Source organism: Pseudofrankia coriaricola (assembly GCF_032027725.1).
Lineage (GTDB): Bacteria > Actinomycetota > Actinomycetes > Frankiales > Frankiaceae > Pseudofrankia.
In genome coordinates this window covers 55,128-81,265 of record NZ_JASNFO010000001.1, presented here as the reverse complement: position 1 = coordinate 81,265, position 26,138 = coordinate 55,128, and the positions used below count along the sequence as shown (strand labels likewise).

Here is a 26,138-nt window from a genome sequence, read left to right as displayed (position 1 = left end):
TGAGGTCACGGTGAAACCGGTCGCCCACAGAGTCGTTCCCAAGGGCCGGTCATCAGAGAACGGCCCGGAAGGAGCAACTCGATGACAGCCGCGGTCAACGCGCATGGTCTGGTCAAGGCGTTCGGCGACGTCCGAGCCGTCGACGGCATCGACCTTGACATCGGTGAGGGCGAGATCTTCGGCGTGCTCGGCCCCAACGGGGCCGGCAAGACGACGATGCTGAAGATGCTGGCGACGCTACTCAAGATCGACGAGGGCGAGGCGTCCATCTTCGGCGTCGACGTCCGCCGGGAGCCGCACCGGGTGCGGCAGCTGATCGGCGTCACCGGCCAGTACGCCTCCGTCGACGAGAACCTCACCGCCACCGAGAACCTGTGGATGTTCGGGCGCCTGCAGGGCCTGAGCTCGCGCCGGTCCCGGGACACCGCCGCCCAGCTGCTCGAGCAGTTCGGTCTCACGGACGCCGCGGACAAGCGGATCGCGCAGTTCTCAGGCGGGATGCGGCGACGGCTCGACCTGGCCGCGAGCCTGATCACCCGGCCTCCGCTGATCTTCCTCGACGAGCCGACCACCGGCCTCGACCCCCGCACACGCGGGCAGATGTGGGAGACCATCCGCGACCTGGTCGCCAGCGGGTGCACCGTCCTGCTGACCACGCAGTACCTCGACGAGGCCGACCAGCTCGCCGGCCGGATCGCGGTGATCGACCGCGGCCGCAAGGTGGCCGAGGGCACCCCGGACGAGCTGAAGACCTCGGTGGGCAACCTGACGCTGCAGCTGCGCCTGGCCCCGGGCGCGGACTTCTCCCTGGCCGCGGACGTGGTGCGCCGCCAGCTCGGCGAGGAGCCGGTCCTCACCCCGGAGTCCGGGCAGCTCAACGTCGCGCTCGAGACGGCCGACCGGGTGGCCGACGTGCTGATCGGGCTGCGCCAGGCCGGCGTCCACATCGCCTCGGTGGGCGTCGACAAGCCGACGCTCGACGAGGTCTTCCTCGCGCTCACCGGCCACGACACCGCCGAGGACGAGAGCGAGCAGCCGGACGCGACCGTGCCCGGACCGATGCGCAAGGAGATCCCACAGGAGGTGGCCCGATGACCACGATCACCATCGACTCCCGCGCGGCGGTCGCCCGCGCCCAGAGCCGGCCCAGCCCGGCGGACACGTTCCGCCAGATCATGACCATGGCCTGGCGCGCCACCAAGAAGATGCGCCGCAACCCGGAGCAGTTCTTCGACGTGACCCTGCAGCCGATCCTGTTCACGGCGATGTTCGCCTACATCTTCGGCGGGGCGATCTCCGGCAGCGTGAAGAGCTATCTGCCGCTGATGATCCCCGGCATCCTCGCGCAGACCGTCCTGACGACCAGCATGGCCACCGGCACGCAGCTGCGCGAGGACATCGACAAGGGCGTCTTCGACCGGTTCCGGTCGCTGCCGATGGCCCGGATCGCTCCGCTGGCGGGGCCGATGGTCGCCGACCTGCTCCGCTACACGATCGCGGCGACGATCACCTTCGGCATGGGCCTCGCGCTCGGCTACCGGCCCGGCGGCGGCGTGCTCGGCGTGGTCGGCGCGATCCTGCTCGCGGTCATCACCGGCTGGTCGCTGGCCTGGGTGTTCACCTGCCTCGGCACCGTCGCGCGCAGCGCCCAGAGCGTCCAGGGCATCTCCATGATGATCATGTTCCCGTTGACGTTCCTGTCGAACGCGTTCGTGCCCGTCGACACCCTGCCGGGCTGGCTGGCCGCGTTCGTCAAGGTCAACCCGGTGTCCCACCTGGTCTCCGCCGACCGGGACCTGGCCAACCACGCCCACGTGTCCGTTGAGGCGGGCTGGACGCTGGTCGCCTGTGTGATCGTCATCGCGGTGTTCGCGCCGCTGTCCGTCAAGCTCTACAAGCGGCACCTCTAGAGGACCGAGGGTGCGCGGCAACGCCCCGCTCTCGCGGACCCCGCGGACGCCCCCGCCGGAGTCACGGGAGGCGATGGTGGTGGCGGTGGTGGCGGGCTCAGCCGGCCTGGCCGACGAGGCGACGTGCCTCGCCGGTCAGGTCGGGCCCACGCCGGACGCCGTACTCGGCGCGCAGCTCGGCGATCCGGCCGGGCTCGCGCTCCTCGGCGCAGGACGCGATCTTCTCCCAGGACATCGTCGGAATGGTCCGGCTGTACGCGAACCGCTCGGCCAGCACCAGCAGCCGCACCGCCTCGGCCGGTGGCATCGCGGACCGCAGCAGACCCCATACCCCCAGCGCGAACAGCGCCATGCCGCACACCGGGTAGTCGAGGTAGGGGTCGACCAGGCCCAGGACGCGCTCCGTCCGGGCCAGGCACCCGCGGAACACCTCCGCCCCCTCGGCGATCTCCTCGCCCGTGCCGTGGTACGCGAGCGCGGTCAGCAGGCTGGCGTCGGCGAACATCAGCCAGGGCTCCACGCCGGTCGGCCGCTGACCCGGAAAGACGAAGGCGCGCATGCGCGTGGAGGCCCGCCGGAACGCCGCGAGCCCGGCGGCCACGTCGCCCCGCGCGAGCGCGACCTCCCCCGCGACCGTCCCGAGCGCCAGCAGGCCACCGAGGACGTTGTCCGACTCCAGGAGCCGGTTCACCGTGTGGACGTGCTGGTCGGCCTCGTCGAGGCGGCCGGCGGCCACCGCGCACAGCCCGAGGACCGAGCGCAGCTGGATCTGGTCGTCGAGGGCGCCGAGCCGTTCGAGCACCGGCAGCGCGGCCTGCGCGTGCGGGCGGGCGATGGCAGGATGCCCCAGCTGCATGTGCAGGCCGGCGAGGTGCGCGTGCAGCATCGCCACGGCCCACGGGCCCTCGGCCGTCTCCCGCACCAGCGCAAGCGCCCGCTCGGCCGCGTCGATCGCGGCCGCCGGGTCGCCGGCGTTCTCCAGAAGGTAGCTGCGCCACTGCAGCGCGGCGATCGCGACGGACGGATCCGGGGAGGCGACGAACTCGTCCAGCCGCACATCCAGGCGGGGTTCGGCGTCGGGCCGATCCGGGTCGAAGGCCAGCAGCACCGTCGCCATGGCGTTGATCCGCGGGTCGCCGCGGTCGTCCGTCCCGAGCCGGACGAGCAGTTCACGGACCGGCCTGGCCCGGTCCCCCGGCGTCCCGATCATCGCGTTCTGCAGCACGATCACCATGGCCGCCCGGGTCTTGTCGGCCAGCTCGTCCGGTGGTTGCCAGCCGGCCACCACCTCCGCGACGGTACCGGCCAGCGTGGCCACCCTCGCGTGATCGCCACGCAACGACCACAGCCCGCCCAGGCCGCGCAGCACCTCGACGACGACCTCCCGGTCGGCGTGGGCGAGCGCGTGGCGCAGTACATCCGCGAGGTTCGCCTCCTCCTCGCCGAGCGCGTCGATGCCGGCGAACTGGTCCGGCCCGAACAGCAGCTCCGCCGCGCCGGCGGCGTAGCGGATCGCCCACTCCCGCCGCGCCAGCAGCGCCTGCTCCTCCTCGCCGGCCTGGGTGAGCCTCATCCGGCCGAACTCGCGCACCGTCTCCAGCATCCGGTAGCGGACGCCGGCGCTCGTCTCGGCGACCGTCAGCAGCGACTGGTCGACCAGCGCCTGCACCGCGCCGAACGCGTCCTCGCCGAGCACCTCCTCGGCCGCGGCCAGCGTCACTCCGCCCTGGAAGACCGCCAGCCAGCGCAGCGCGCGGCGTTCCGGGTCGGTCAGCAGGTTCCACGACCAGTCGATGACGGCGAGCAGGGTCTGGTGCCGGTCCGGGGCGTTCCTGACCCCGCCGCGCAGCAGGGCGAACCGGTTCTCCAGCCGCCGGCTGATCTCCTCGACGGACATCATGCGGGCCTTGGCGGCGGCGAGCTCGATGGCCAGCGGGAGGCCGTCCAGGCGGGTCACGATGTCGGTCACGGCCTCGTCGGGAAGCTGGACGTCGGGCCGGGCCGCGACGGCTCGCTGCCGGAAGAGCTCGCCGGACTCGGTCTCGCGCAGCGAGCCGAGCGGGTAGACGCGTTCCGCGCTGATCGCGAGCGGCGCGCGCGACGTGGTGACCACGCGCAGGTCGCTGGTGGTGGCGACGAGGAACGCGACCAGGTCGGCCACGGCGTCGACGAGATGCTCGCAGTTGTCGAGGATCAGCAGGCTCGGCGCCGCGCTGAGGTGCTGGGCGATCCGCCCGCGCACGTCGGCGAGCTGCTGGGGTGTCAAAGTCCGGCGACCGTGCACCGAGTCGCGCACCCCCAGCGCCGAGCCGACCTCGCCGATCAGGTCCTCCGGCGAGGTGACTCCCACCAGCCCGACGAAGTGCACGACCGGCAGCTCGACGGACCGGCCGAGCACATGTGCCAGCCGGGTCTTGCCCAGCCCGCCCGGGCCGACGATCGAGACCACGCGGGCCGTGTTGACGAGCGCGGTGAGCTGCCTGAGGTCATCCGTGCGCCCGATCAACGCGCTCGTGTCGTAGTGCAGGCCCGCGCGCACCGGCTCGTCGAGGCGGAGCAGCTCCTGGTGCACCCGCTCGAGCCCGGAGCCAGGGCTGACGCCGAGCCGCTCGCGAAGCTCGGCCCGGTATCTCTCGTACCGGTCGAGCGCCGCGCCCGCGCCCCGCACCGCCGCCTCGCTTCGCAGCAGGCAGACGAGCACCGCCTCGTCCGACGGATCTCGGTCGAACGCCTCACCCAGGCGCGGCAGCGCGGACGTGTGCTCTCCGCTCAGGCTCAGCGCGCGGCCCAGCAGCCCGGCGAGCTCCGCCCGGTGCGCCGAGGCGCCCCGGCGCAGCTCCGCCAGCGGGTGGTCGTCCCCGTCCTGGGCCGCCGTCCGCGCCTCCGTCAGCGCCATGGCCTCGGTCGCGACCGCGCGGGCCGCGAGCACGTCGCCGGCCGCGAGCAGGCGCCGTGCGCGCAGAGTCAGGTCTCGCAGCCGTAACGCGTCCACCTGGTCGACGGGGACGCCGAGCCGGTAACCGTCGCCGTCCCGGACGACGGCGTCCGGGCCGCACTGGGCGCGCGTCCGCGAGATCAGGACCTGCAGCGCCTTGCCGGCGTTTCCCGGGCCGTTCTCGCCCCAGACCGCCTCGGCCAGCCGGTCGCTCGGCACCGCCTGGCCGCCGCCGACGACCAGGGCGGCCAGCAACGCCTGCGGGCGCTCGCCGACCACCGGCTGACCGCGCCAGCGCACGCGGTCGAGGACGGTCAGGACGATCGGCACCCGCTCAGTCTAGGGAGGGCCAGATCAGCCGGAGGCCTTGTCAGCTCCCCCAGATCCTCGCTGGCACCGACATCGGGCGCCGCCAGCAGCGGCGCCGGTCAGGCGGTGGGGACCGAGGCGTGCCCGTCGAGCTGGGCGAAGTAGGCGGCCATCGCGTCGGTGTGCGTGGGGAACACGAGCGGCCGCGGCTCTGTGAGCACCAGCCACTCCGTGGTCTCGTCCGTGGCGGTCACCGGCGGCAGCTCGGCCCACGGCCGCTCCGGCAACAGGCCGAACACCAGCAGGACCCCGCCGTCCCGGCCGCTGTGCACGTCGAACAGCCGCACGTCGGCCGCGTCCGCGAGGATTCCGGTCTCCTCACGCAGCTCCCGGACCGTGGACTCCCGCCAGACCTCGCCGACCTCCATGAAGCCGCCGGGCAGCCCCAGCTCACCACGACCGGGGTCGATGTCGCGGCGTACCACCACCAGACCGCGCCCACCCTCGGGCATGACGACGGGCAGCAGCGCCACCGCGACCGGAGTCGGATTGCGCCACGTCGTCTCACCGCAGGCGGCGCACACCCGTGGCCACGTCGCGTCGGGCCCATACCTCGTACCACAGTACGAGCAGAACGAATTCTGCATGGGCCCCGACCATAATCGGTCCACCCTGGATGCCGCGACCGGCGACGGAGCAGCCCGACGGCGAGAGCGCTCGCCGGTGCGCCGCACAGCCGCCCCCAAGGGCGCACCCAGGTCACCGAATGTGCTCTAGCACACCCTTTCCGTCATGTGGCATAACGCATAGTGGTGACGACGTTGAGGGGAATGTCATAGCCTGACATTGGCTTTCGGGCGGCGGTGCCCTCCAGGTGGGCAGCGGGCCCTTGAGGCGACTGGACACGTCCGGGAGGTCCGATGACCGCGCCGCTGCTTCCCTCTCAGCCGTTTCAGTTGCCCCCGCCCTCGGGCCAGCCGCGGGACGGCGCTCGCCCGGCGCCGGGCCCGCGGGCCGGCGGCGCCGGGGACTCGGGCAGACCGGAGGACGCCGGGGAGGGCTCCAGCGAAGGCAGGGTCGCGTTCGTCCTGCAGGGCGGGGGCAGTCTCGCCGCGGCCCAGGTCGGCATGCTGCGGGCGTTGACCGAGGCGGGCATCGTCCCGGACCTCGTCGTGGGCGCCTCGGCCGGCGCGCTCAACGCCGTCGCGTACGCCAGTGACCCCACCGTCGAGGGCATCGAACGGCTCGCCGGAGTATGGGCATCGATGCGTCGCAAGGACGTGGCGCCACTGTCCCCCCGCGCGTTGGTGGGTGGCCTGATCGGCCGGCAGGACGGGCTGGCCTCCAGCACCGGGCTGCGCCACCTGCTGGAAAGCGGGCTGGTGGTGTCCCAGCTGGAGCAGACGGTCATCCCGGCCCACGTCGTCACCACCGACCTGGCGACCGGGCACCCGGTCGTGCTCTCGAACGGCGACGCCGTCGAGGCCCTGCTGGCGACCTCGGCCTACCCGGGTGTCTTCCCCCCGGTCACCATCGAGGGGCGACGGCTCATCGACGGCGGCGTGAGCGCCGACACGCCGGTCCGGCAGGCCGAGAGCCTGGGGGCGACGACGACCTACGTGCTGCCCTCGGTCGGCCCGACCCCGAGCGCCGCCACCCCCGAGCTCGTCCCGCGCGGGGCGTTCGCGCTGGCGCTGCGCGCGGTCAACCAGATCCTCGGCAACGCCGCCTGGGCCGACATGTCCGCCGTCCGCGGGACCGTGTACCTGCTGCCCACACCCGGCTCGGCGACCGTGAACCCGTTCGACTTCCGCGGCACCCGGAACCTGATCGCGGGCGGCTACCGGCTCACCGTGGACTGGCTGCGTGATCCGGCACCGGTCCCGGCGCCGTCTCCGGCCCCATCGCCGGCCTGGCTCCGCCGCACGATCACGGCGCCAGCGCCCGGACTGGCCTGACGGCCACGGCCACCGCGGCCGCCATGGATGCCTGGTGCCGCTTCAGCGAACGTTCGCCCCGCGGCCTGCTCCAGCAGGTCAACGATCAGTCAGACGCTACGCGTCACCGAACTTGACGCGGCCGGGCCGCTGCCTCGTCGTCAACGTGGAATACCCGGGGCTCAGCTGCGTCATCGCCGGTCCCTGGCCGAATCACCGGCCGCTGGCCGACGCGGCCTGGCCGACGCGGCCTGGCCGGCGATGTCGCGCCGGGAGGAGCCGAGGCGGGCGGGGCCATGGAGGTGTTGCGGCCAGACGGCGCGGCGAACTCGCGGCGAACTCGTTGAAGGGGCGCCGTCGCATTGAGCCAAGGCCGGCATCGCGGATTTGGGCTGATTCCTCGGTCCGCTCGTTCTCCCGCCGCGCCTCTGCGCCGCAGGCTACGCACACCGCCCCGTCGGATCTCGGTCGCCTCAGCGGCGCGTCAACGCCTGAACTGTTTCGGAATGCCCGCTCCGGAGCCCACCGCGGACCGGGCAGCCGCATTCCGGGCGCGCGGGATGTGACGCGACGGACGCGACGGACAGACCCGCGACCAGCGCTTCGGCGGTGCGCGGGGCCGAACGGGAGGTATCGGATGGACGGCCTCGCCGCCGGGCGCCGATCCGCGGTGTTTACCCCCGATGCTCCCGGGTACCGCAGCGGACGTAGCAGGAGAAACGTAACAGGCAGGCAGTGATCATACGGAGGTTGCGCCGTGTCGGCATTGGGATGGACCATTCTGGCGCTCTGTGTGATTGCGCTGGCTGCGGTCGCGCTCGTGTTCGTCCACCGTATCGGCCGGCCCGGGGGCGGAACGCATATGCTGCGCCGCCGGTTCGGCCCGGAATACGACCGCGCGGTCGAGCAGAGCGGTGACCGGCGCACGGCCGAGCTCAAACTCGCGGAAATCGCGCGCCGCCGCGACGAACTCGACATCCGCCCCCTCGACGACCGCGAGCGCGCCGGCTACGTCGCCCGCTGGGACGGGCTGCAGAGCCAGTTCGTGGACGACCCGGCCGAGGCCACCCGGCAGGCGGACCTGCTCATCGCGGACGTAATGCGGACCCGCGGCTATCCGGAGGCGGGCTTCGACGAGCGCGTCGAGCTGATCTCGGCCGACCGTCCCGAGGTCGCCGGGCCCTACCGGCAGGCTCAGGCCGCGGCGTCCAGCCAGGTCAACGGTGGGGGCACCGAGAAGCTGCGGTCGGCCTTCGTTCAGTACCGGGAGCTGTTCGCGTGGCTCGTGGACGGCTCGGAGCGGGCGACGCCGCAACGGGCGAGGTTGCAACGGGCGGGCGCCGAAGACCGTGGCCGGCCCCCGGCCATGTCCGGGATTCGGCGACGCGCCGCCGTCCCGCCCGCGGCCGGGCACGAGTCCGTCCGCCGGTGGGCGAAGGAGCCGACAAGCCCCGATGCCGACGCCGGCATGGCGGGCATGCACCGCCCGCCGGCCCATGAGCCGCGCGTGCGGCCCTGAGCGAAGGAGCCGGGCGGGAACCCCCGCCAGCATGACCCCGAGGAGGACGCGATATGAGCCTGTTCGAACGACGACCATCCGCGGACGAGGCGGCGTCCCCGAACACGCCCAGGCCCGTACCGACGAACCAGCCAGTGCCCGCGGATACCACCGCGGAGCATCGGATCGTGGCCCTGGACGGGGCGATGGTGCCGACTCCGCAGGTCTCGCCCCCCGGCATTCGTGGCGCCACCGGCGACAGCCGCGCGGATGAGCCGGCGGCCGCGGGTCTCCCGGGTACCCGGGCATTCGACAAGGCGAACGCGCCTGAGGCCGGCACCGACGTGGACGACACCGGCACCGCTGCCGACACTCCTGTCGGCACCGACTCCCGCGCCCGCACCGATGCTGGCACCCCCGTCGGCGTCGGCACCGCCGCCGACACCGACACCGACACCGACACCGACTCTGCCGCCGACACCGACATCGCTGCCGACAAGGGCACCGCGGGCGACGGGCAGTCTGGAGCCTGGCGGCAGGTGCTGCTGGAGTTCGTCGACCATCCGCGGGAGGCCGTCGAGAAGGCCGATCGACTCGTCGACGACGCCGTGCGGACGCTGACCGAACGGATCAACCGTGAGCACTCGGGACTGCGGGACGCGTGGCACACGCACGGCGAAGCGTCCACGGAGGACCTGCGCCGGGCACTACGCGGCTACCGGGACTTCTTCGAGAAGGTCCTCAGCAATCGCTGAGTACCCGACCGACCGCCCGACCGTCCCATTGACCTGACGCGTCGCCATCCCACGCCCCGTCCAGGCTCGGACCACAGGTCCCGCCCGGCCGGGGCGTCGGCGTTGCATCCGCGCCGTCGAGCCGCCCTGGTTCCGTCATCGTCATCGTGCTGGCGGTCCGCTGGTAGTGCCGGGGCCTACGTAAGCTCGGGGCAAGCCCTGTGGAGATGCCCGGTCCCGGGTAACGGCCCCTGGGAGGGGCGATGCTGGTCGTGCACGGCGTCCGCGCGGCCACCGGCGGGGTCCGGCTGTGGGCCGAGGACACGCGGCGATGGGGCCAGGCGCCGCGAGGAAGCGACGGCGGGCCGTCACCCCATCCCTTCGCGGCCCGGCCCTCGGAGCTGGCGCCGTTCGTCACCGGCGGATCCGCCGCGGCCGGGCAGCTCGCCGTGCTCCTGCCGAGCGCGGCCACGGGACCGCTGGCGTCGCCGGACCTCGCGGCCGCGGTGGCCGACGCCGCGCCTGGGCCTGGCGGGGAGGGGGCGGATGCCCACAGCCCGGTCCTCCGCCGCTGGCTGGTCGACACGATCCGCCTGGATGCCCCGCTGGCACTCGGCCCACCGCGGGAGTCGGGCGAATCGTTCCAGCTCGGGGCCTCCGCGCTGTTCCTGCTGGCCGTCGACGCGTTCGCGGCGGGTCTGGTCGACCGTGGCCGGGTCCTTCCGGCGGTCGGGTGGGACGGCGCGCAGCCGCTGGCACACTGGCGGCCGGTCCTCACCGGGCCGGACGCCGAACGGTTCGACGAACTGACCGCCGCCATGCCGCCGGCGTTCCGGGCCGCCGGCGAGGACGCCGCCGCCGGGAACGATCCGGCCGAGGCACTGGGCGCCACGCTCGACGATCTCGTGGACGCCCACGCCCGCGGCCGGCTTCGGCGGGCCCGCCTTGCGCCAAGGGCCCCGGCGGACCCGGCGGCGCCCAGGGCACGGCGCTCGCCGCTGGGCAGCGCGACGGCCGGCTGGCTGCGGGCCCTCGGCGGCGACCCGCGCTTCACCACCGCCGCCGGCACCACCGCGGGCGCCGCGGCCGGCGAGCTCGCCGCGAAGGTCGGTGCGTGGCATTCGGGCGGCACCAGGGCGTGGCCGGTGCGGGTGTGCTTCCGGCTGGGCGAACCGGGCGCCCTGTCGAGGACGGCCCCGGGCGACGACGAGGCCTGGCGGGTCGACTTCCTGCTGCAGGCGGTCGAGGACCCCGGTGTCCAGGTGTCCGCCGGCCAGGTCTGGCGGCGTCGGCCCGCCGGGCCGGCGGCGTGGGCCACCGACGCCGAGGAGTCGCTGCTCGCCGGGCTCGGGCGGGCCGTCGCCGTGTGGCCCGGGCTCGGCCGGGCCCTGCGCGAGGCCCGTCCGACCGGAATGGACCTGACCCTCGAACAGGCACAGGAGTTCCTGGGCGTGACCGGTGCCCTCGAGCAGGAGGGCTTCGGGGTGCTCGTGCCGTCCTGGTGGACGCGGCCAGTCCGGCCGGCGCCCCGGCTCACTGTGCGCGCGGTGAATCCGGTGACGCCGATCCTGCGTGACATCACGACGGACCTCGGCCAGATCGTCGACTTCCGCTGGGCCGCCAGCCTGGGCGATGTCGAGCTCAGCCGCGCCGAGCTCGACGGCCTGGCGGCGGCCAAGGCCGAGCTCATCAAGGTCAGGGGCCGGTGGACCCGGGTGGACCCGGGCACGCTGGCCGGGCTCGACCTGGCTCGGCAGTCCGCCGGCGGCCGGATGACCGTCCGGGACGTCCTCGCCTACACGGGTCTTGGCCCCGGCTGGGACGGTGACGAGGCCTCCGGCGCGGAGGTCGAGGTGGCGGCGGACGGCTGGCTCGGCGCACTGCTCGCCGGCGCGGACCGCCAGCCGGGCGCGGGGCCGCCGCCGCTGGTCGAGCCGCCCGCCGGCCTGGGCGTGCGCCTGCGCCCCTACCAGGCGCACGGCCTGGCCTGGCTCGCCCTGCTCGACCGGCTCGGGGTCGGCGCGCTCCTCGCCGACGACATGGGCCTGGGCAAGACCATCCAGGTCCTGGCGCTGGAGCTGCTCACCCGGGGCACCGCACAGGGTGCCGCCCGCCGCGAGCCCACCCTCGTCGTCTGCCCGGTCTCGGTGCTGGGGAACTGGCTGCGAGAAGCGGAGCGGGTCGCGCCTGGCCTGGGAGTCCATATCCACCACTCGGCCCACCAGCCGCGGAACGTGGCGATGGCCGATGCCGCCGCCGGGCATGACCTGATCCTCACGACCTACACGCAGCTCGCCCGCGACGTCGACGAGTTCCGCCCGGTCGCGTGGGAGCGGCTCGTCCTGGACGAGGCACAGCAGATCAAGAACTCCGCGACCGCCCAGGCCCGCGCGGTCCGCCAGCTGACCGCCCGCCACCGGATCGCGCTGACCGGCACTCCGGTGGAGAACCGGCTCGGCGACCTCTGGTCGATCATGCACGTGGTCAACCCGGGCCTGCTCGGCTCGGCCAGCTCGTTCCGCGCCCGCTACGCGGTGCCGATCGAGCGCTACGGCGACACCGACGCGACCATCCGGCTGCGCCGGCGGATCCGCCCGGTCGTGCTGCGCCGGGTGAAGACCGACCCGTCGGTGCTGCGTGACCTGCCGGCGAAGGTGGAGCTGCGCCAGCTGTGCACGCTGACGACGGAGCAGGCGTCGCTGTACCGGGCGGTCGTCGACGACATGATGGCGCGGCTGCGGGACGCCTCGTCCCCGGTGCGCCGCAACGGCGTCGTACTCGCGGCGATGACGCGGCTCAAGCAGGTCTGCAACCATCCGGCCCACCTGCTCGGGGACGGCTCGGCGCTGCCCGGCCGGTCCGGGAAGCTCGCCCGGCTGGAGGAGGTGCTCGCGCAGGTTGTCGCGGGCGGCGAGCGAGCGCTCTGCTTCACCCAGTTCGCCCGCTTCGGCGCCATGCTCGCGCCTTACCTGTCCACCCGGCTCGGGGTCGAGGTGTCCTTCCTGCACGGCGGCCTGCGGGCCACCGAGCGGGACGCGCTCGTCGAGCGCTTCCAGACCCGGCGCGGACCGGGCGTGTTCCTGCTCTCCCTCAAGGCCGGCGGCACCGGCGTGAACCTGACCGCGGCGAACCACGTCATCCACATCGACCGTTGGTGGAACCCGGCGGTGGAGGCGCAGGCGACAGACCGTGCCCACCGCATCGGGCAGCGGCGCGACGTGTGGGTCCAGACGCTGCTGTGCATGGGCACGCTCGAGGAGCGCATCGACCGGATCCTCGCGGACAAGGCGGCGCTGGCACGGACCATCGTCGGCGGTGGGGAGAGCTGGCTGGCGTCGCTGTCCACCGACGAGCTGCGAGATCTCGTCGCACTCGCGCCCGAGGCCGTCCATGACTGACCCGGGCGCCCGCGGGGGCGGCGGAGGCCGCGGCCATCGAGGCGGGCGGGCCTGGTGGTCGTCCCGGTTCCTCGCGCTGATCGAGGGCATGAGCCTGCCCGATCCGCTGCGTGCCGGTCGCGTCCTGGTACGCACCGAGGCCGTGCTGAGCGTGCGGCGATCGGGCAACCTCGTCGTCGCGATGGTCCGCGACCAGGGCGAGGACCTGCACAAGGCCCGGCTCGCCGTCCGGACGTTCGGCGACGCCGACTGGCGCCGCGTCGAGGACGCGCTCGCGTCCGAGGCGCGGTACGCCGCCGCGCTGCTGGCCGGCTCGATGCCGGCGGGTATCGAGCCGGCCTTCGCCGCGCTCGGGCTGTCCCTCTTCCCCACCCGTGCCGACGACCTCGCGATGGACTGCACGTGCTCCGACTGGCAACGGCCATGCGCGCACCTCGTGGCGGCCTGCCACCAGCTCGCCGACACGATCGACCTCGACCCGTTCGTGCTCCTGGCGCTGCGCGGCCGGGAGCGCGACGCCCTCCTGGGGGAGATCCGACGCCTCCGCCCGCACCCCGCCGCCCGCGCGGGACGCGGCACGCGCACCTTTTCCTGGCCGGCGGGACCGGGATGGCCGCGGGCGGAACCGGGCCCGCCGGACACCCCGACGATGGCGGCGACGACGGCGACGGGCCCGGCTGACGAAGGCGCGGAGCCGCTCCCCCGGTCTGTCTCCGCGTTCTGGTCATCACCAGTCCCGGCCGATCGCCGGGGCGCCGCATCTGATCGACACGCGCCGGCGGCGCGCCCCGACATCCTGCTGGAGTTGTGCGGGCCACTGGCGGTGGAACCGTTCGGCGACCTCCGCGAGGCGCTGCGCCCCGCATACCAGCTCTTCACGGCACAGCGACGAGCGACGAGCACGCAGGACACGCCGAGAGACCCAGGCTGACCCCGCGGGTGCGGGGTGGGGAGTCAGGCCACCAAGTGGGTCAGCACGCAGCTGTACGCGCCCCCGACCCCCGACGCCAGGTCAGCGTCTACGGCGCCCTCGCCCGCAAACCCTGATCCCGCTTTCCTCCGGCCCCAGGCCCAGGGGCTCAGGCATGTGCTCGCCTTGTACGGGTTTGGCGACCGCCCAGATGTCCGCGCCGCGTCGCGGGACGCCTCTGGGCCCCGGATCGCGAACAAGACTCCGCGTCTCGCCAGCTTCCTGCCCGATTTCGGGCAGGAAGCTGGCTTTGGCGCCCGACGGGCCGGCATCGTGGCCCGCATGCCCGTGTCGCTGCCCGCCGACCTCGTCGCTCACGTGGCCCAGACGACGGACCTGAGCCAGGCCGAGGCGGCCCGGGTCGTCGCCGATGTTCTCGCCTACTACGACGAGACGCCCGACTGCTGGGTCCGCCGCCGGCACCGCGAGCTGCAGCGCCAGGGACTGACCAACGACACGATCTTCGGGCAGATCGGCCGGGAGCTGGCCGACCAGCGGTTCCGGTCCGACGGCCTGACCTCGCGGCAACTGCGTCGCCTCGTCTACGGCTGAGGACCTCCCTGCTCAGGACATCTCGACGTCCACTAGCACCCCGGAAGGGGCAGATCACATGTGCGGGATCGTCGCCTACATCGGCCGCCGGCCAGCCGTCCCTCTCGTCGTCGACGGGCTGCGGCGGCTGGAATACCGCGGCTACGACTCGGCCGGTCTCGCCATTCCGGACCGCGGCGACAAAATGGCGGTGCACAAGACGGCCGGCCGGGTCGACGACCTCGCCGCGCGGCTGCCGAAACGTCTGACGGCGACGACCGCGATCGGGCATACCCGCTGGGCGACCCACGGCGTGCCCAGCGACGTCAACGCGCACCCGCATCTCGACACCGCGGGCCGGGTCGCGGTCGTGCACAACGGGATCGTCGAGAACGCCGCGGAGCTGCGTGCCCGGCTCACCGCGGAAGGCGTCGTGTTCGCCTCCGACACGGACACGGAAGTGCTCGCGCACCTGATTGCCCGAGAGTTCGCCGCGGGTGAGCGGGGACTCGCCGACGCGGTCCGGATCACGCTAGGCCACATCGCCGGTACGTACGGCATCGCCGTGCTGGACGCGACCCGGCCCGACGAGATCGTCGTCGCCCGCAACGGCAGTCCGCTGCTGCTCGGCGTCGGCGAGCGCGAGGTACTGGCCGCCTCCGACCTGTCCGCGCTGGTGACCCACACCCGCCGCGTCGTCCACCTTCAGGACGGCGACCTGGCCGTCCTGCGCGCCGGCGGCTACGAGGTACATCGCGACGGTGCGCCGGCGAGCCGGGTGCCGGAGGTCGTCGACATCGAGCCGATGGCCTACGAGCTGGGCCCACACCCGCACTGGATGCACAAGGAGATCCACGAGCAGCCCGCCGCCGTCGAACGGGCACTCACCGGCCGGATCGACGACCGGTTCGCCACTGCGCACCTCGGCGGCCTCGGCCTCTCCCCGCGGGAGACGAGGGAGATCCGCCGGGTCGTCATCCTCGGTTGTGGCTCTGCCTACCTCGCGGGCCGGCTCGGCGCGCAGCTCGTAGAGGAGATCGCCCGCATCCCCGCCTCCGCCGAGCCGGCCGCCGAGTTCCGCTACCGCAATCCGGTCATCGAGCCGGACACGCTGTACGTCGCCGTCAGCCAGTCCGGGGAGACCTACGACACGCTCTCCGCGGTCCAGGAGGTCCAGCGCAAGGGCGGCCGGGTCGTCGGCGTGGTCGGCATGGTCGGCAGCGCGATCGCCCGGGAGTGCGGCAGCGGCATCTACCTGCACGCCGGGCCGGAGGTGTCGGTGACGTCCACGAAGACCTACACGGCGACCGCGGTCGCCTTCGCGCTGCTCGCGCTTCACCTGGGCCGGGTGCGGGATCTGTCACCCGCGGACGGGCGGCGGCTGATCGCCGGGCTGCGGGCGCTGCCCGGCCAGATCGCCGAGATCCTCGCCTCCGAGGAGCAGATCCGGGAGGTCGCGGCCCGCTGGGCCTCCTACCCGGGAATGCTGTACGTCGGCCGGGTCCGCGGCGCGGTCGTGGCCTCGGAGGGCGCCCTGAAGCTCAAGGAGGTCGCGTACCTGCACGCCGAGGCCTATCCGGCGTCCGAGCTCAAGCACGGCCCGCTCGCGCTGATATCCCCCGACCGGCCCGTCGTCGCGGTCATCCCCGACGACGAGCTGCGGGACAAGAACCTGGGGACGGTCGCCGAGGTGAAGGCACGCGACGGCCGGGTCCTCGCCGTCGGCCATGACCCCGAGCTGAAGGCGGCCGCCGACGAGGTGCTCGTCGTCCCTCGGAACGAGCCCGAACTGGACCCGGTCCTCCTCGGCATCCCCCTGCAGCTGCTCGCCTACCACGCCGCCGTGACACTCGGCCACGACGTTGACCGCCCCCGCAACCTCGCGAAGTCCGTCACCGTCGAGTAGCCCACCGGCGGTCGCGTCGACGACGGCACAGTCGGCGACGTCCAGTAGTCGTGAGAGCTCTACCTCCGCGCCCGTCTACCGCTGCCGCCCCGTCGCTGTCGGTTCGGTGGTCCCAGTCGCGGCCCAGGCCGAGGCGGTTCGGCTTCCGGCTTCACCTCCGTAGCGGGGCGTGGGCGAAGGTGGTGATGCCCTCGGTGAAGGAAACCGCCGCCTGGTAGCCGAGGAGCTCGCGGGCGCGGTCGGACGAGGCGACGATGTGCCGGACGTCGCCGGCCCGGTACTGGCCGGTGACGACGGGCACAGGCCCGCCGAAGGCGCGGGACAGTACGCACGCCATCTCGCCGATGGTGTGGGCCTGCCCGGAGCCGACGTTGACCGGTACGAGCCGGCCAGGCATGGAACTGTGCCGCAGCGCAGCCACGTTGGCGCGGGCGACGTCGTGGACGTGGACGAAGTCGCGGAGCTGGCCGCCGTCCTCGAACACCCGGGGTGGCTCGCCCCGTTCCAGGGCGCTTCGAAAAATCGACGCGACGCCGGCGTAGAACGTGTCCCGAGGCATCCGCGGGCCATAGACGTTGTGGTAGCGCAGCGCCAGAACGGTGCCACCGGTGGCCGCGGCCCAGGCGGCCGCGAGGTGTTCCTGAGCGACCTTGGTGGCCGCATAGACACTCCTCGGGTCCAGCGGCGCGTCCTCGGTGACAGGCGTCGATCGCAACGGGGCACCGCAGCATGGGCAGGGCGGTTCGAACCTGCCGCCGTCCAGGTCGGGTGGCTGCCGGGGGCCGGGGCGCACCGGCCCGTCGGCCGCGCAGCGATATCCACCTTCGCCGTAGACGACCATCGAGCTGGCCAGTACGAGCCGCCCTATGCCGCGGCGGGCCATCGCGGCGAGCAGGACCGCGGTGCCAAGGTCGTTGTGGGTGGTGTAGACGGGCAGGTCGTCAAGATCGACCCCGAGGCCGACCATGGCCGCCTGGTGGCAGACGGCGTCCACCCCGTCGAGCGCCGCGTCCACCGCGGTCTGGTCGGTCACGTCCCCGGTGATGAACTCGGCGGCGTCGTTGACTGAGGGTTTCGTGCGGTGCACGGCTGGAAGCAGGGCGTCGAGCACCCGTACGGCATGACCAGCGTCGACCAGTGCGTCGACGATATGGGAACCGATAAAGCCGGCGCCGCCGGTGACAAGGACCCGCATGTCCGCGACGCTAGCGGCGCTGGGGCCCGCCGGATCTTACGAGCCGCGGAAGCCTGCTCCTCCCGAGGAGCTCCCGAGGAGCTCCGGAGGAGCTCAGGCGGCCGGGAGGGCGACGACGAAGCGGCAGCCGCCGTGCTGGTTGTGGACGGTGACGTCGCCGCCGTGGGCCTCCACGATGCCTCGGACGATGGCCAGCCCGATGCCGGACCGTACCCGCGGCTGATGAGGATGATCGCCACCGTCACCCGGGGTACGCGCGGTCTCCCCGCGGAAACCGAGGTCGAACAGCCGGGGCAGGTCCTCGGCGGGGATGCCGCCGCACCGGTCGGCGACCGCGACGATCGCCCGGCTGTCGTCCGCCGCGCCCTCCCCGCCGCCGCGTGCCGCACCGCCCGCCCGCTCGACCTGGACCTCGACCGTGCCGTCGTCGGGGGTGTGGCGGATGGCGTTGACCAACAGGTTGATCAGCGCCCGGCCGACCTGGGTGGCGTCCGCGTCGACATAGACGGCGTCGTCGGCGCTACCGGTGACGACGACCCTCCTGGCGCGGGCGATGGGATCGACGGTGGCGACGGCGTCGGACACGATGTCGGCCAGGCAGACCTTCTCCAACGCCAGCTCGAGCGCTCCAGCCTGGAGCCGGGCGAGCTCGAAGAGGTCGTCGACCATGCCGGTCAGCCGCTCGGCGTCGGCGAGCATCTGCCGGTGGTAACGCGCCGTCGTCCCGGCGTCCGTGACCAGGCCGTCCGAGAGCGCTTCCGCCGTGGCCCGGATCCCGGCCAGCGGCGTGCGCAGGTCGTGGCTGATCCAGGCCACCAGTTCGCGCCGGCTGGCTTCCAACGCGCGTTCGCGTTCGCGCGCCTCCACGAGGCGAACGTGTGTCGCGTCGAGCGTGCGTGCCAGGGCGGTCAGCTCGGCCGTCGGGACCCGGTCGGCCCGCTGGTAGACCGGGCCGCCCAGTGTGTCCGCCGCGCGGGTCAGTGAACTGGTGGCCGCGACGACCGGCCGGCCGAGGCGCACCGCGGATGCGGCCGCGACCACCGCGGAGACGGCGACGACGATCAGCACGACCCGTAGGTCGTGATGCGAGAGGAACATGGCGCGGGCGGTACCGGCCACGCCGGCCGCGACCGCCAGGATCGGAACGACGCAGAGCACGCCCGCGGTGGCCCACAGCGGCCGGGCGCGCAGCAGGCGAAGCAGCGGGACACCGGTCAGCGCTGCCACCGCCGAGCAGGCCAGGGCGATTCCGACGACCTGCAGGTCCGCGCTCATGACAGCGTCTCCCTCCTGGCGAACGGCAGGACCTACCCACCGGCCTTCTGGCCGGCCTGCCGGGACCTACCCGTCGGCGGCGTGGGACCGGCCCGCGGGATCTGGGTCAGCCGCGGCCGGCGGGTCATATCGGTAGCCGACGCCCCACACGGTGACCAGCAGCCGTGGGGTCGTCGGGTCGTCCTCGATCTTCTCCCGCAGTCGGCGGATGTGCACGGTGACGGTCGACGGGTCACCGTAGGTCCAGCCCCATACCTGTTCCAGCAGCTCAGCCCGGGTAAGGGCGCGGCCGGGGTGGCGCAGCAGGAACACCAGCAGGTCGAACTCACGGACGGTGAGCCCGAGCGGAACGCCGTGGCGGGTGGCGGTGCGGGCGGCCGCGTCGACGACGAGGGTGCCGGCACGCAGGACCCCGGCCCCGGCCGGCGGTGGCTCGCTCGCCCGGCGCAGCACGGACCGTACCCGCAGCGTGAGTTCTCGTGGGGAGAACGGCTTGGTCACGTAGTCGTCCGCGCCGCACTCGAGGCCGGCGATGCGGTCGCCCTCCTCGCCCCGCGCGGTGAGCATGATCACCGGGATGGGGGCCCGCTCCCGCAGCCGGCGGCAGACCTCGATGCCGTCGAGACCGGGGAGCATCAGGTCCAGGACAACCAGGTCGGGGGCGGTGGCCTCCGCCATCCGCAGTGCCGCGAGCCCGTCCGCGGCCCGGTCGACGTCGAAGCCGGCGTTGCGCAGGTAGCGGTCGACGACCTCGGCCACAGTGGCGTCGTCATCGACGACGAGGACACGGGGCACACCGTCACCATAGGTCGCCGGAGCCCGATACGGGCCGCGCCGGGCAGGCCGTCACAGGTTCGTAAGCAGACCTAGGCCCGCCCTCGAGTGATGGTCGCCTGCCTGCCGGATTTCCTTATTCGGTAAGGGTCGATGTTGGCGGACGGTCACTAGAGTCGCGATCATGCTCACGCAAAGTCACCAGGGGTCGGTGTCGGTGGACGTCGTGCTCCCCTGCCTGAACGAGGCCGAGGCACTGCCCTGGGTCCTCGACCGGATACCACCCGGATATCGCGCCGTCGTCGCCGACAACGGCTCCCGCGACGGTTCGGCGCGGCTGGCCCGCGAGCGGGGCGCCGTGGTCGTCGACGTGCCGCAGCGCGGCTACGGGGCGGCGGTGCAGGCGGGCCTGCTCGCGGCGGACGCCGACGTGGTCTGCGTATGCGACGCCGACGCGTCGCTGGATCCCGCGCAGCTTCCCCGGCTCCTCGCCGAGCTGGTGGCCGGACGCGCCGACCTCGTCCTGGGACGCCGCCGGCCGACCTCCGCCCGGGCCTGGCCGCCGCATGCCCGGATCGGCAATGCGATCGTCGCCCAGCGGCTGCGCCGTCGCGGCGTCGGAGTCCACGATCTCGGGCCGATGCGGGCCGCGCGCCGTGAGGAGCTGCTGCGCCTGCCGGTCACCGACCGCCGCTTCGGCTACCCACTGGAGCTCCTGCTGCGCGCCGCCCAGGCCGGCTGGCGCATCGTCGAGACGGACGTCGACTACCACCCCCGGGTCGGCCGGTCGAAGGTGACCGGGACGCCGCTCGGCACTGCCCGCACGGTGCGGGACATGACGGCCGCGCTGGCGAGTCTGCGGTGACCTCTCATCAGTGGCCCGTGGAGCCGGCTCCCGCGGTGACGTTGCTGGTGGTGGCGAAGGAACCGGTCCCCGGCCGGGTGAAGACCCGGCTGACGCCGCCGTTCACCCCGGCTCAGGCCGCGGCCGTGGCCGAGGCGGCCATCGCGGACACGTTGACCGCCGTCGACTGTCTTACCCGGCTTCCCGGCATCGGGCCGGTCAGGCCCGTGCTCGTGCTCGACGGCGCGGTCGGCCCGTGGCTGCGGACGCCGATCGAGGTGGTCCCGCAGGCCCCGGGACCGTTCGACGCCCGGCTTGCCGCCGCGTTCGACGCCGCCGCCGGCCCAGCGCTCCTCATCGGCATGGATACCCCACAGGTGACCCCGGCGCTGCTCGCCGACGCCTGCCGCGCGCTGGCCCGCGCGGACGCGGTGTTCGGCCCCGCCGCCGACGGCGGGTGGTGGGCGCTCGGCCTGCGCCGCCCCGACGGCCGCCTGCTGCGCGGTGTCGCCACCTCCCGGCCGGACACCGGGGCCCGGCAGCGGGAACGACTGGCCCAGGCCGGCCTGCTGGTCACGACGCTGCCTGTCCTGCGGGACGTTGACACGGATGCCGACGCCGACGCGGTCGCGCGGCTCGTCCCCCACGGCCGGTTCGCCGCGGCCGTGCGGACCATCCGGACCGGCGAGGCAGGGACTGGCGCGGCCCGTCCGCTGGTCCGGCGATGACGACGGCCGCGGCCGATCGCCGAGCGGCCGCCGCGGCGGACAACCGGCGCGGCGGGCCAAGCCTGCCGGTCGCGCGGGGCAGCTCGCCGACAGCGGTGTACGAGGCGGCCCTGCGGTCCGCGGACGGCCGGCTGTGGGTGAGCCACCCCGACGGGCGGCGGGACCTGTTGCCGGTGCTCGCCTGGCGTGGCGGGCTGGCTCCGGGTGACGCGTCCCTGCTGCGGCGCTGCGCCGGTCCGACCCTCGACATCGGCTGCGGCCCGGGCCGGTTGGCCGCGACCCTCGCCGCTCGCGGGGTGCCCACGCTGGGCATCGACGTGGCGGCGTTCGCGGTGCGGCTTGCCCGCCGGGCTGGCGCGACCGCGCTGCGCCGCGACGTCTTCGGCCCGCTTCCGGCGGAGGGACGCTGGTCGACGCTGGTGCTGGCCGACGGCAACATCGGTATCGGCGGCGACCCGGGCCGGCTGCTCACCCGCGCCGCCGAGCTGCTCGGCCCGGCCGGCCGGGTGCTCGTCGAGCTACAGCCCCACCCGGCGCCGCCCGGTCAGCTACTCGTCCGCCTGGAAGGGCCGGACGGGCAGATGTCGAGATCCTTCCCCTGGGCATTCGTCGGATCCGGGGAAATCCACGGCTACGCCTCGATCGCCGGGCTGAGCCTCGCGGAGACCTGGCACAGCAAGGGCCGGCACTTCGCGGCGTTGGGCTGGCCGTAGACCTCGGTGAGCTGGGTGCCTCGCGTGGTCCGCGTTCAGGACGGGTCCGGCGGGGCACCCCGCGCCCGCCGGGCCCGCATCATCCGGACGGCGATCAGGGCCGCCGCGCCGGCCCACACGGCGCCGAGCACGATCGCCAGGTTCCGCCCGTAGGGCAGCGGGTTCACCGTCGGGTTGTCCGGCGAGCCGCCGTAACCACGCCAGAGCGGGAGGGAGGCCAGGGCGACGGCCGCGCTGACCAGCAGCGCGCCCTGCACGACCGCTCGGTACGGCGCACGCACGAACCTGATGAGCAGAAGCCCCGTGGCGGCCGTCACCGGGACGATGACCAGGTCATGTACCAGGATTCCACCGATCAGCCAGCGAGCTGCCTGCGGCGGGTGGGTGGCCCGCGCCATCGTGACCAGCCCGTGGATGCCGTATCCGATCACGGCCAGGCCGGCCGCCGCGAGCACGATGCGCGAGATCGCGGCCAGCGGCGCCCTCACAGCATCACCACCCGGTGCACCCACTTGGTCTGCAGCACCCCTGGCCGGTTGGGGGCGATGAGCCGGGCCGGGTATCCGTGGTCGAGGTCGAGCTCGGCGCCGTTCAGCCCGGTGGCGAGCAGCGTCAGCGGGTCCCGGGCATGTGGCGGGTTCACCTCGCTGGTGCGGTAGCCGCCGCGCGCTTCGAGCGACTCGACCCGCACCGTCGCGTCGGGCGGGATGCCCGCGGCGTCGAGCAGGTCACGCAGCCGCGGGCCGTGCCAGGTCGCGTCGGCGGCCCATCCCTCCACGCAGGTGATCGGCAGCTTTGACGTGTGCTGGCCGAAGGCCCGCAGCTCGTCGAGGCTGAGGGCGAATGGGCGAGGCCCGACGATCTCCAGCTGGTAGTTCGGGTCGCGGGCGACCGCGGCGACCCTCGCGGCGGCCGCGGTCCGGTTGACCGGCAGCCGCTGCGGACCGATGTCGGGCCGCCGCGGCGCGAGCAGGTCGAGCCGGGACAGCCCGGGCACGAACTGACCGGCGGTGGTCAGCGTGATGACTCCGGCCGCGGTGCCGACGGCGATCCCGAGGCCACGCCGGGACAGCCCGTCCCCCGGGGGTTCCGGCTCGCTTCGCCGGTCGGTGAGGTGCGCGCGGCCGGCCCGGCCCGCGCCGACGTTCGCCCGCACCACCGCGACCTTCGCGGCGACGTGCACCAGCAGCGCGCCGATTGTGATCCAGGCGACCCAGTAGTGGGTGACGGTGAAAAAGAACCGGAAGCGGTACCACTGGGCGATGTTCGCTATGCCGGTGGCAAGCTGGAAGACGGCGCCCGCGATGAGCGGCACGATTGTCAGCCGCTCCAGCGCGTGGGCGGCCGAACGCACCGGCGGCCATTCCCACAGCCTCGGGTAAACGGTCCACAGCTTCGCGAGCAGCAGGGGAACGCTTGCCAGCCCGGTGGCCACGTGCAGGCCCTGCGTCACCCGGTACAACCAGACCGGACGGGCAGGCCACACCACCCACGACGGCGGGTGCTGCATGAAATGCGAAACCAGGCCCGTCAGGAAGCACACCCCGAACGCGATCCCGAGCCATATGCCCAACAGCGCGGCGACCCGGGGATCATGTAGTCGGCTCGAGAAAGCGCCCTCACGTAGCGGGCCCTGCCGCAGGACCGCGGGTGGATGCGGAAATCGTCTGGTCAGCACGCGCACCCACGCACCGTAGGTCCCCATCGCCCGGCACAGCGGGCCACGAAGCCTTACGGAACGGAGAAACCCCGGCTCGGCATGCCCACGCCGGCCGGAATGGCTGCCACTGTCGCTGCATGCCGAGTGCCCTCACCACCGCCGAGAACCAGGGCATTCCCCCGCCCGCGGCCGGGCGGGCGGCAAGGTCGCGACCAGGGCGCCTGGGGCGCCCGCTGCGCCTGGCGGCGCTGATCGGGGCAGCCGTCGGACTCGCGGGCGTGCTCGCCACCCAGGTGGCGGTGCAGCACCAGCCAGGCTTCCTGGTCAGCGGTCCAGCCCTGCTGTACCTGACCATGCTCTGGTGGGCGCTCGGCCTGATCACGGCCGCCCTGCTCGTCCTCGCCGCTCCCCGCCGCCTGGCCCTCGCGCTGCTGCTCGCCGCCACCGTCGCGGTCCACGCGGTGGCCCTCACGCACGGGCCGCGGCTGTCCGACGATCTCTACCGCTATGCCTGGGACGGCCGGGTGCAGGCCGCCGGCATCGACCCCTACCACTACGGCCCGCTCGCCCCCGAACTCGCCGGGGTCCGGGACGGCTGGCTGTTCCCCGACTCGGCCGGGTGCACCGCCGACCATCCCCGCCCGCACTGCACCAGGCTGAACTACCCGCGGGCACACACCATCTACCCGCCGGTGGCCCAGGCCTACTTCACGGCGGTGCACTTTCTGCCCGGACCACCCCGCGAGCACAAGCTGCAGCTCTACGCCTCGCTCACCTCGCTCGCCCTGGTCGGCCTGCTCATGCAAATGCTGGCGGCGCGCGGACGAGACCCACGCCTCGCCGCCTTCTACGCCCTGACACCACTCGCCGGTCTGGACGTCGGCTCGGACGCGCACGTGGACGTTCTTGGCGCGCTCCTCGCGCTCAGCGCCATCGCCGTACTGACGTCGCCGACCGCGGCCATGTCCCCGCCCCGGGGTCGCGTGTGGCGGGCCGGCGCGCTGCTCGGGGCCGCGGTGGCGGTCAAGCTCTACCCAGTGCTGCTACTCCCGGCGATGGCGGGGCGGGGGCGTCGGACCCGGCCTGTCAGCCTCCTGTGCGCGGCCGGCGCGGTCATCGGGCTGACCTACCTCCCGCACGTACTCGCAGTGGGCACTGGCGTCCTCGGCTTCCTCCCGCAGTATCTGAACGTCGAGGGATACGACCAGGGCAGCCGGTTCCTGCTGCTCGCCGGGGCCGGTATTCACGGAACCGCCGCCAAGGCCGTCGCGGCCGGTGTGCTCGCCGCCGTCACGGCCGTGGTGCTGCGCTCCGATCCGGATCTTGTGCCGGTCGAGCGAGCCGCGTTGTGGCTCGTCGGCGCCGCCTTCCTGACAGCCACTCCCGCCCAGCCCTGGTACGGCATCCTGTTGGCCGCGCTCGCCGTCCTCGCCGGCCGGCTGGAGTGGCTCGCCGTGACCGCGGCCGCCTATCCCCTCTACATCTCCCTGTTCACCAGCCTGCCCGGTGACGCCTGGACGCTGAGGGTCGGCTCCTACGCCATCGCCGCGATCATCGTGCTCGCCGCCGCCCTCACCCGCTCCATCCGGCGGGGAGGAGCCGGGGGATCGCTCGGACGTAGACGACCATTCCGACGACTTCTACCAGAGTCTGGGTGACGACGGCGACGGCGGCGACGGCAAGGTCGTCGGGCAGCGCGAGGGCGAGCGGAAGCACGACGAGGGAGTTGCGGGTGGCCCCGGTGAACACGATGGCGCGTCCGGCGGGGACGTCGAGGCGGAACAGGCGGGCGACGGCGAACCCGGCGAACGCCATTACCAGGAGGAACAGCGCATAGAACGGCACGACCCCGGCGATATCGGCGAGGTTGTCGTCGAGCTTGGGAACCTGCGAGGCCACGACGGTGAGCAGGGTCGCGACCATGAGCGGCACCATGGTCGCTCCGGCGACGGTTACCGCTTTGCGTCCACTGTCGCGTCGCGCGGCCCAGGCCTGGACGATCCAGGCCAGTGCCAGCGGGACGACGATGAGGAAGGCGAACGCTTTGAGGAACGGGCCGGCCCGGGCGACGTCGGAGAGCGCTGAGCCGAGGAACAGCACCAGGAACAGTGGCAGCAGCAGCATTTGGACGACAAGAAGCAGCGGGGTCGCGGCGAGTAGTTGTTGGTTGCGGGCTCCGGCGAGGCCGCTGAACACGATGACGTAGTCGACGCAGGGGCAGAGCAGGACGAGCAGCACTCCCAGACGCACGGCTCGGTCGTCGGGCAGGAACGGGAACATCGCGGCGACGACGAGCGGGACCACGAGGAAGTTCACCGTGAGCGCGGCGCCGAGGAACCGTCCGGTGCGCAGCGAACGGACGAGTTCGGCGGCGGGGACCTGAAGGAACGTCACGAACAGCAGCGCGCCAAGGACTGGGTTGATCGCGTGTTCGAGGCCGGGGCCTGCGTCGGGCACCGCCCAGCCGACGACCCCGCCGGCGGCGATCGCGGCGAGATAGAACGCAACCTGGTGGCGTTCCATCGTCGCGACGACACCGTCAGACACGTACGCCTCCATTCCGGCAGCTGAGCATGTTGCCCGCCTCCGTATGCCCGAACAGCGCGAACGGCCGCGGGTTCCTCGACGTTGGAGTCCTCGCCTAAGTCCTCGCCTAGTAGGACTCGTCCAAGCCATCTGAACCGGCACCACTCCACCCCGCCGTGTCCAGCACCGGCTTCCACACAACAGCGCCCGCAACAGTGCCGTGACCACCATCTGACATCTGTGCAACGGCGTCTGGGCGGGCACCTAAGATCTCAAGCGTGGCAGCGGTCACCGT

21 protein-coding genes are annotated in these 26,138 nt (G+C 73.3%); 13 read left to right on the top strand and 8 right to left on the bottom strand.

Annotated elements, in window-relative coordinates; translation table 11 throughout:
• Positions 1–81 precede the first annotated feature (81 nt).
• The gene (locus QOZ89_RS00315; protein ID WP_071049349.1) at positions 82–1,095 is read left to right on the top strand and encodes an ATP-binding cassette domain-containing protein; all 1,014 of its coding nucleotides are present in this window, start codon (positions 82–84) and stop codon (positions 1,093–1,095) included.
• Entirely contained in the window at positions 1,092–1,910 is an 819-nt protein-coding gene (locus tag QOZ89_RS00310; protein ID WP_071049348.1) for an ABC transporter permease, read from the top strand. Before QOZ89_RS00315 ends, QOZ89_RS00310 begins: the two co-directional genes overlap by 4 nt.
• A 97-nt stretch (positions 1,911–2,007) precedes the next feature.
• On the opposite strand, the gene QOZ89_RS00305 is transcribed toward QOZ89_RS00310, so the two are convergent.
• Positions 2,008–5,175, bottom strand: coding sequence for an ATP-binding protein (locus QOZ89_RS00305; protein ID WP_071049347.1), 3,168 nt, complete (start codon positions 5,173–5,175; stop codon positions 2,008–2,010).
• A 98-nt stretch (positions 5,176–5,273) separates the two neighbouring features.
• Entirely contained in the window at positions 5,274–5,738 is a 465-nt protein-coding gene (locus tag QOZ89_RS00300; RefSeq protein ID WP_241841785.1) for an NUDIX domain-containing protein, read from the bottom strand.
• A gap of 336 nt (positions 5,739–6,074) precedes the next feature.
• On the opposite strand from QOZ89_RS00300, the gene QOZ89_RS00295 reads away from it, so the two are divergent.
• The 7 genes from QOZ89_RS00295 to glmS all read left to right on the top strand — a co-directional run bounded on the left by QOZ89_RS00295 (position 6,075) and on the right by glmS (position 16,128).
• The gene (locus tag QOZ89_RS00295) at positions 6,075–7,112 is read left to right on the top strand and encodes a patatin-like phospholipase family protein (protein WP_071049345.1); all 1,038 of its coding nucleotides are present in this window, start codon (positions 6,075–6,077) and stop codon (positions 7,110–7,112) included.
• 736 nt (positions 7,113–7,848) lie between these two features.
• A complete protein-coding gene (locus QOZ89_RS00290; protein ID WP_312622625.1) occupies positions 7,849–8,610 on the top strand; it encodes a hypothetical protein in 762 nt (253 codons plus the stop codon).
• A gap of 53 nt (positions 8,611–8,663) precedes the next feature.
• On the top strand, positions 8,664–9,344 hold the full coding sequence (locus tag QOZ89_RS00285) for a hypothetical protein (protein ID WP_312622624.1): 681 nt from the start codon (positions 8,664–8,666) through the stop codon (positions 9,342–9,344).
• A 242-nt stretch (positions 9,345–9,586) separates the two neighbouring features.
• The gene (locus QOZ89_RS00280; protein ID WP_312622623.1) at positions 9,587–12,721 is read left to right on the top strand and encodes a DEAD/DEAH box helicase; all 3,135 of its coding nucleotides are present in this window, start codon (positions 9,587–9,589) and stop codon (positions 12,719–12,721) included.
• On the top strand, positions 12,714–13,652 hold the full coding sequence (locus tag QOZ89_RS00275; protein ID WP_071049343.1) for an SWIM zinc finger family protein: 939 nt from the start codon (positions 12,714–12,716) through the stop codon (positions 13,650–13,652). Before QOZ89_RS00280 ends, QOZ89_RS00275 begins: the two co-directional genes overlap by 8 nt.
• A gap of 321 nt (positions 13,653–13,973) precedes the next feature.
• Positions 13,974–14,243, top strand: coding sequence for a hypothetical protein (locus QOZ89_RS00270; RefSeq protein WP_312622621.1), 270 nt, complete (start codon positions 13,974–13,976; stop codon positions 14,241–14,243).
• A 58-nt stretch (positions 14,244–14,301) separates the two neighbouring features.
• Complete coding sequence (gene glmS, locus QOZ89_RS00265) at positions 14,302–16,128, top strand: glutamine--fructose-6-phosphate transaminase (isomerizing) (RefSeq protein ID WP_312622620.1); 1,827 nt, start codon at positions 14,302–14,304, stop codon at positions 16,126–16,128.
• 151 nt (positions 16,129–16,279) lie between these two features.
• On the opposite strand, the gene QOZ89_RS00260 is transcribed toward glmS, so the two are convergent.
• From QOZ89_RS00260 to QOZ89_RS00250, 3 genes are all read right to left on the bottom strand, one after another.
• On the bottom strand, positions 16,280–17,323 hold the full coding sequence (locus QOZ89_RS00260) for an SDR family NAD(P)-dependent oxidoreductase (protein WP_071049341.1): 1,044 nt from the start codon (positions 17,321–17,323) through the stop codon (positions 16,280–16,282).
• A gap of 93 nt (positions 17,324–17,416) precedes the next feature.
• Positions 17,417–18,598 (bottom strand): sensor histidine kinase, encoded by a 1,182-nt coding sequence (locus QOZ89_RS00255; RefSeq protein WP_071049340.1) that lies wholly within the window; start codon positions 18,596–18,598, stop codon positions 17,417–17,419.
• A 66-nt stretch (positions 18,599–18,664) separates the two neighbouring features.
• Positions 18,665–19,393, bottom strand: a complete 729-nt coding sequence (locus QOZ89_RS00250) for a response regulator transcription factor (RefSeq protein WP_312622619.1) — start codon at positions 19,391–19,393, stop codon at positions 18,665–18,667.
• A gap of 163 nt (positions 19,394–19,556) precedes the next feature.
• Here QOZ89_RS00250 and QOZ89_RS00245 point away from each other — a divergent pair, with 163 nt between their 5' ends.
• The 3 genes from QOZ89_RS00245 to QOZ89_RS00235 are packed head-to-tail and all read left to right on the top strand — an operon-like array spanning position 19,557 to position 21,657.
• Positions 19,557–20,237, top strand: coding sequence for a glycosyltransferase family 2 protein (locus QOZ89_RS00245; RefSeq protein WP_071049338.1), 681 nt, complete (start codon positions 19,557–19,559; stop codon positions 20,235–20,237).
• Between the two features lie 50 nt (positions 20,238–20,287).
• Positions 20,288–20,944 (top strand): TIGR04282 family arsenosugar biosynthesis glycosyltransferase, encoded by a 657-nt coding sequence (locus tag QOZ89_RS00240; RefSeq protein WP_491723636.1) that lies wholly within the window; start codon positions 20,288–20,290, stop codon positions 20,942–20,944.
• Entirely contained in the window at positions 20,941–21,657 is a 717-nt protein-coding gene (locus QOZ89_RS00235) for a class I SAM-dependent methyltransferase (RefSeq protein ID WP_083418713.1), read from the top strand. Before QOZ89_RS00240 ends, QOZ89_RS00235 begins: the two co-directional genes overlap by 4 nt.
• 35 nt (positions 21,658–21,692) lie before the next feature.
• On the opposite strand, the gene QOZ89_RS00230 is transcribed toward QOZ89_RS00235, so the two are convergent.
• Positions 21,693–22,145: a hypothetical protein gene (locus QOZ89_RS00230; RefSeq protein WP_083418712.1), complete on the bottom strand. Its 453-nt coding sequence runs from the start codon at positions 22,143–22,145 to the stop codon at positions 21,693–21,695.
• On the bottom strand, positions 22,142–23,341 hold the full coding sequence (locus QOZ89_RS00225; protein ID WP_083418723.1) for a molybdopterin-dependent oxidoreductase: 1,200 nt from the start codon (positions 23,339–23,341) through the stop codon (positions 22,142–22,144). The genes QOZ89_RS00230 and QOZ89_RS00225 overlap by 4 nt, the downstream gene beginning before the upstream one ends.
• A gap of 113 nt (positions 23,342–23,454) precedes the next feature.
• Here QOZ89_RS00225 and QOZ89_RS00220 point away from each other — a divergent pair, with 113 nt between their 5' ends.
• Positions 23,455–24,975: a hypothetical protein gene (locus tag QOZ89_RS00220; RefSeq protein ID WP_312622615.1), complete on the top strand. Its 1,521-nt coding sequence runs from the start codon at positions 23,455–23,457 to the stop codon at positions 24,973–24,975.
• On the opposite strand, the gene QOZ89_RS00215 is transcribed toward QOZ89_RS00220, so the two are convergent.
• Positions 24,890–25,864 (bottom strand): arsenic resistance protein, encoded by a 975-nt coding sequence (locus QOZ89_RS00215; protein WP_312622614.1) that lies wholly within the window; start codon positions 25,862–25,864, stop codon positions 24,890–24,892. The two genes, QOZ89_RS00220 and QOZ89_RS00215, sit on opposite strands and share 86 nt — an antisense overlap.
• Positions 25,865–26,138 lie beyond the last annotated feature (274 nt).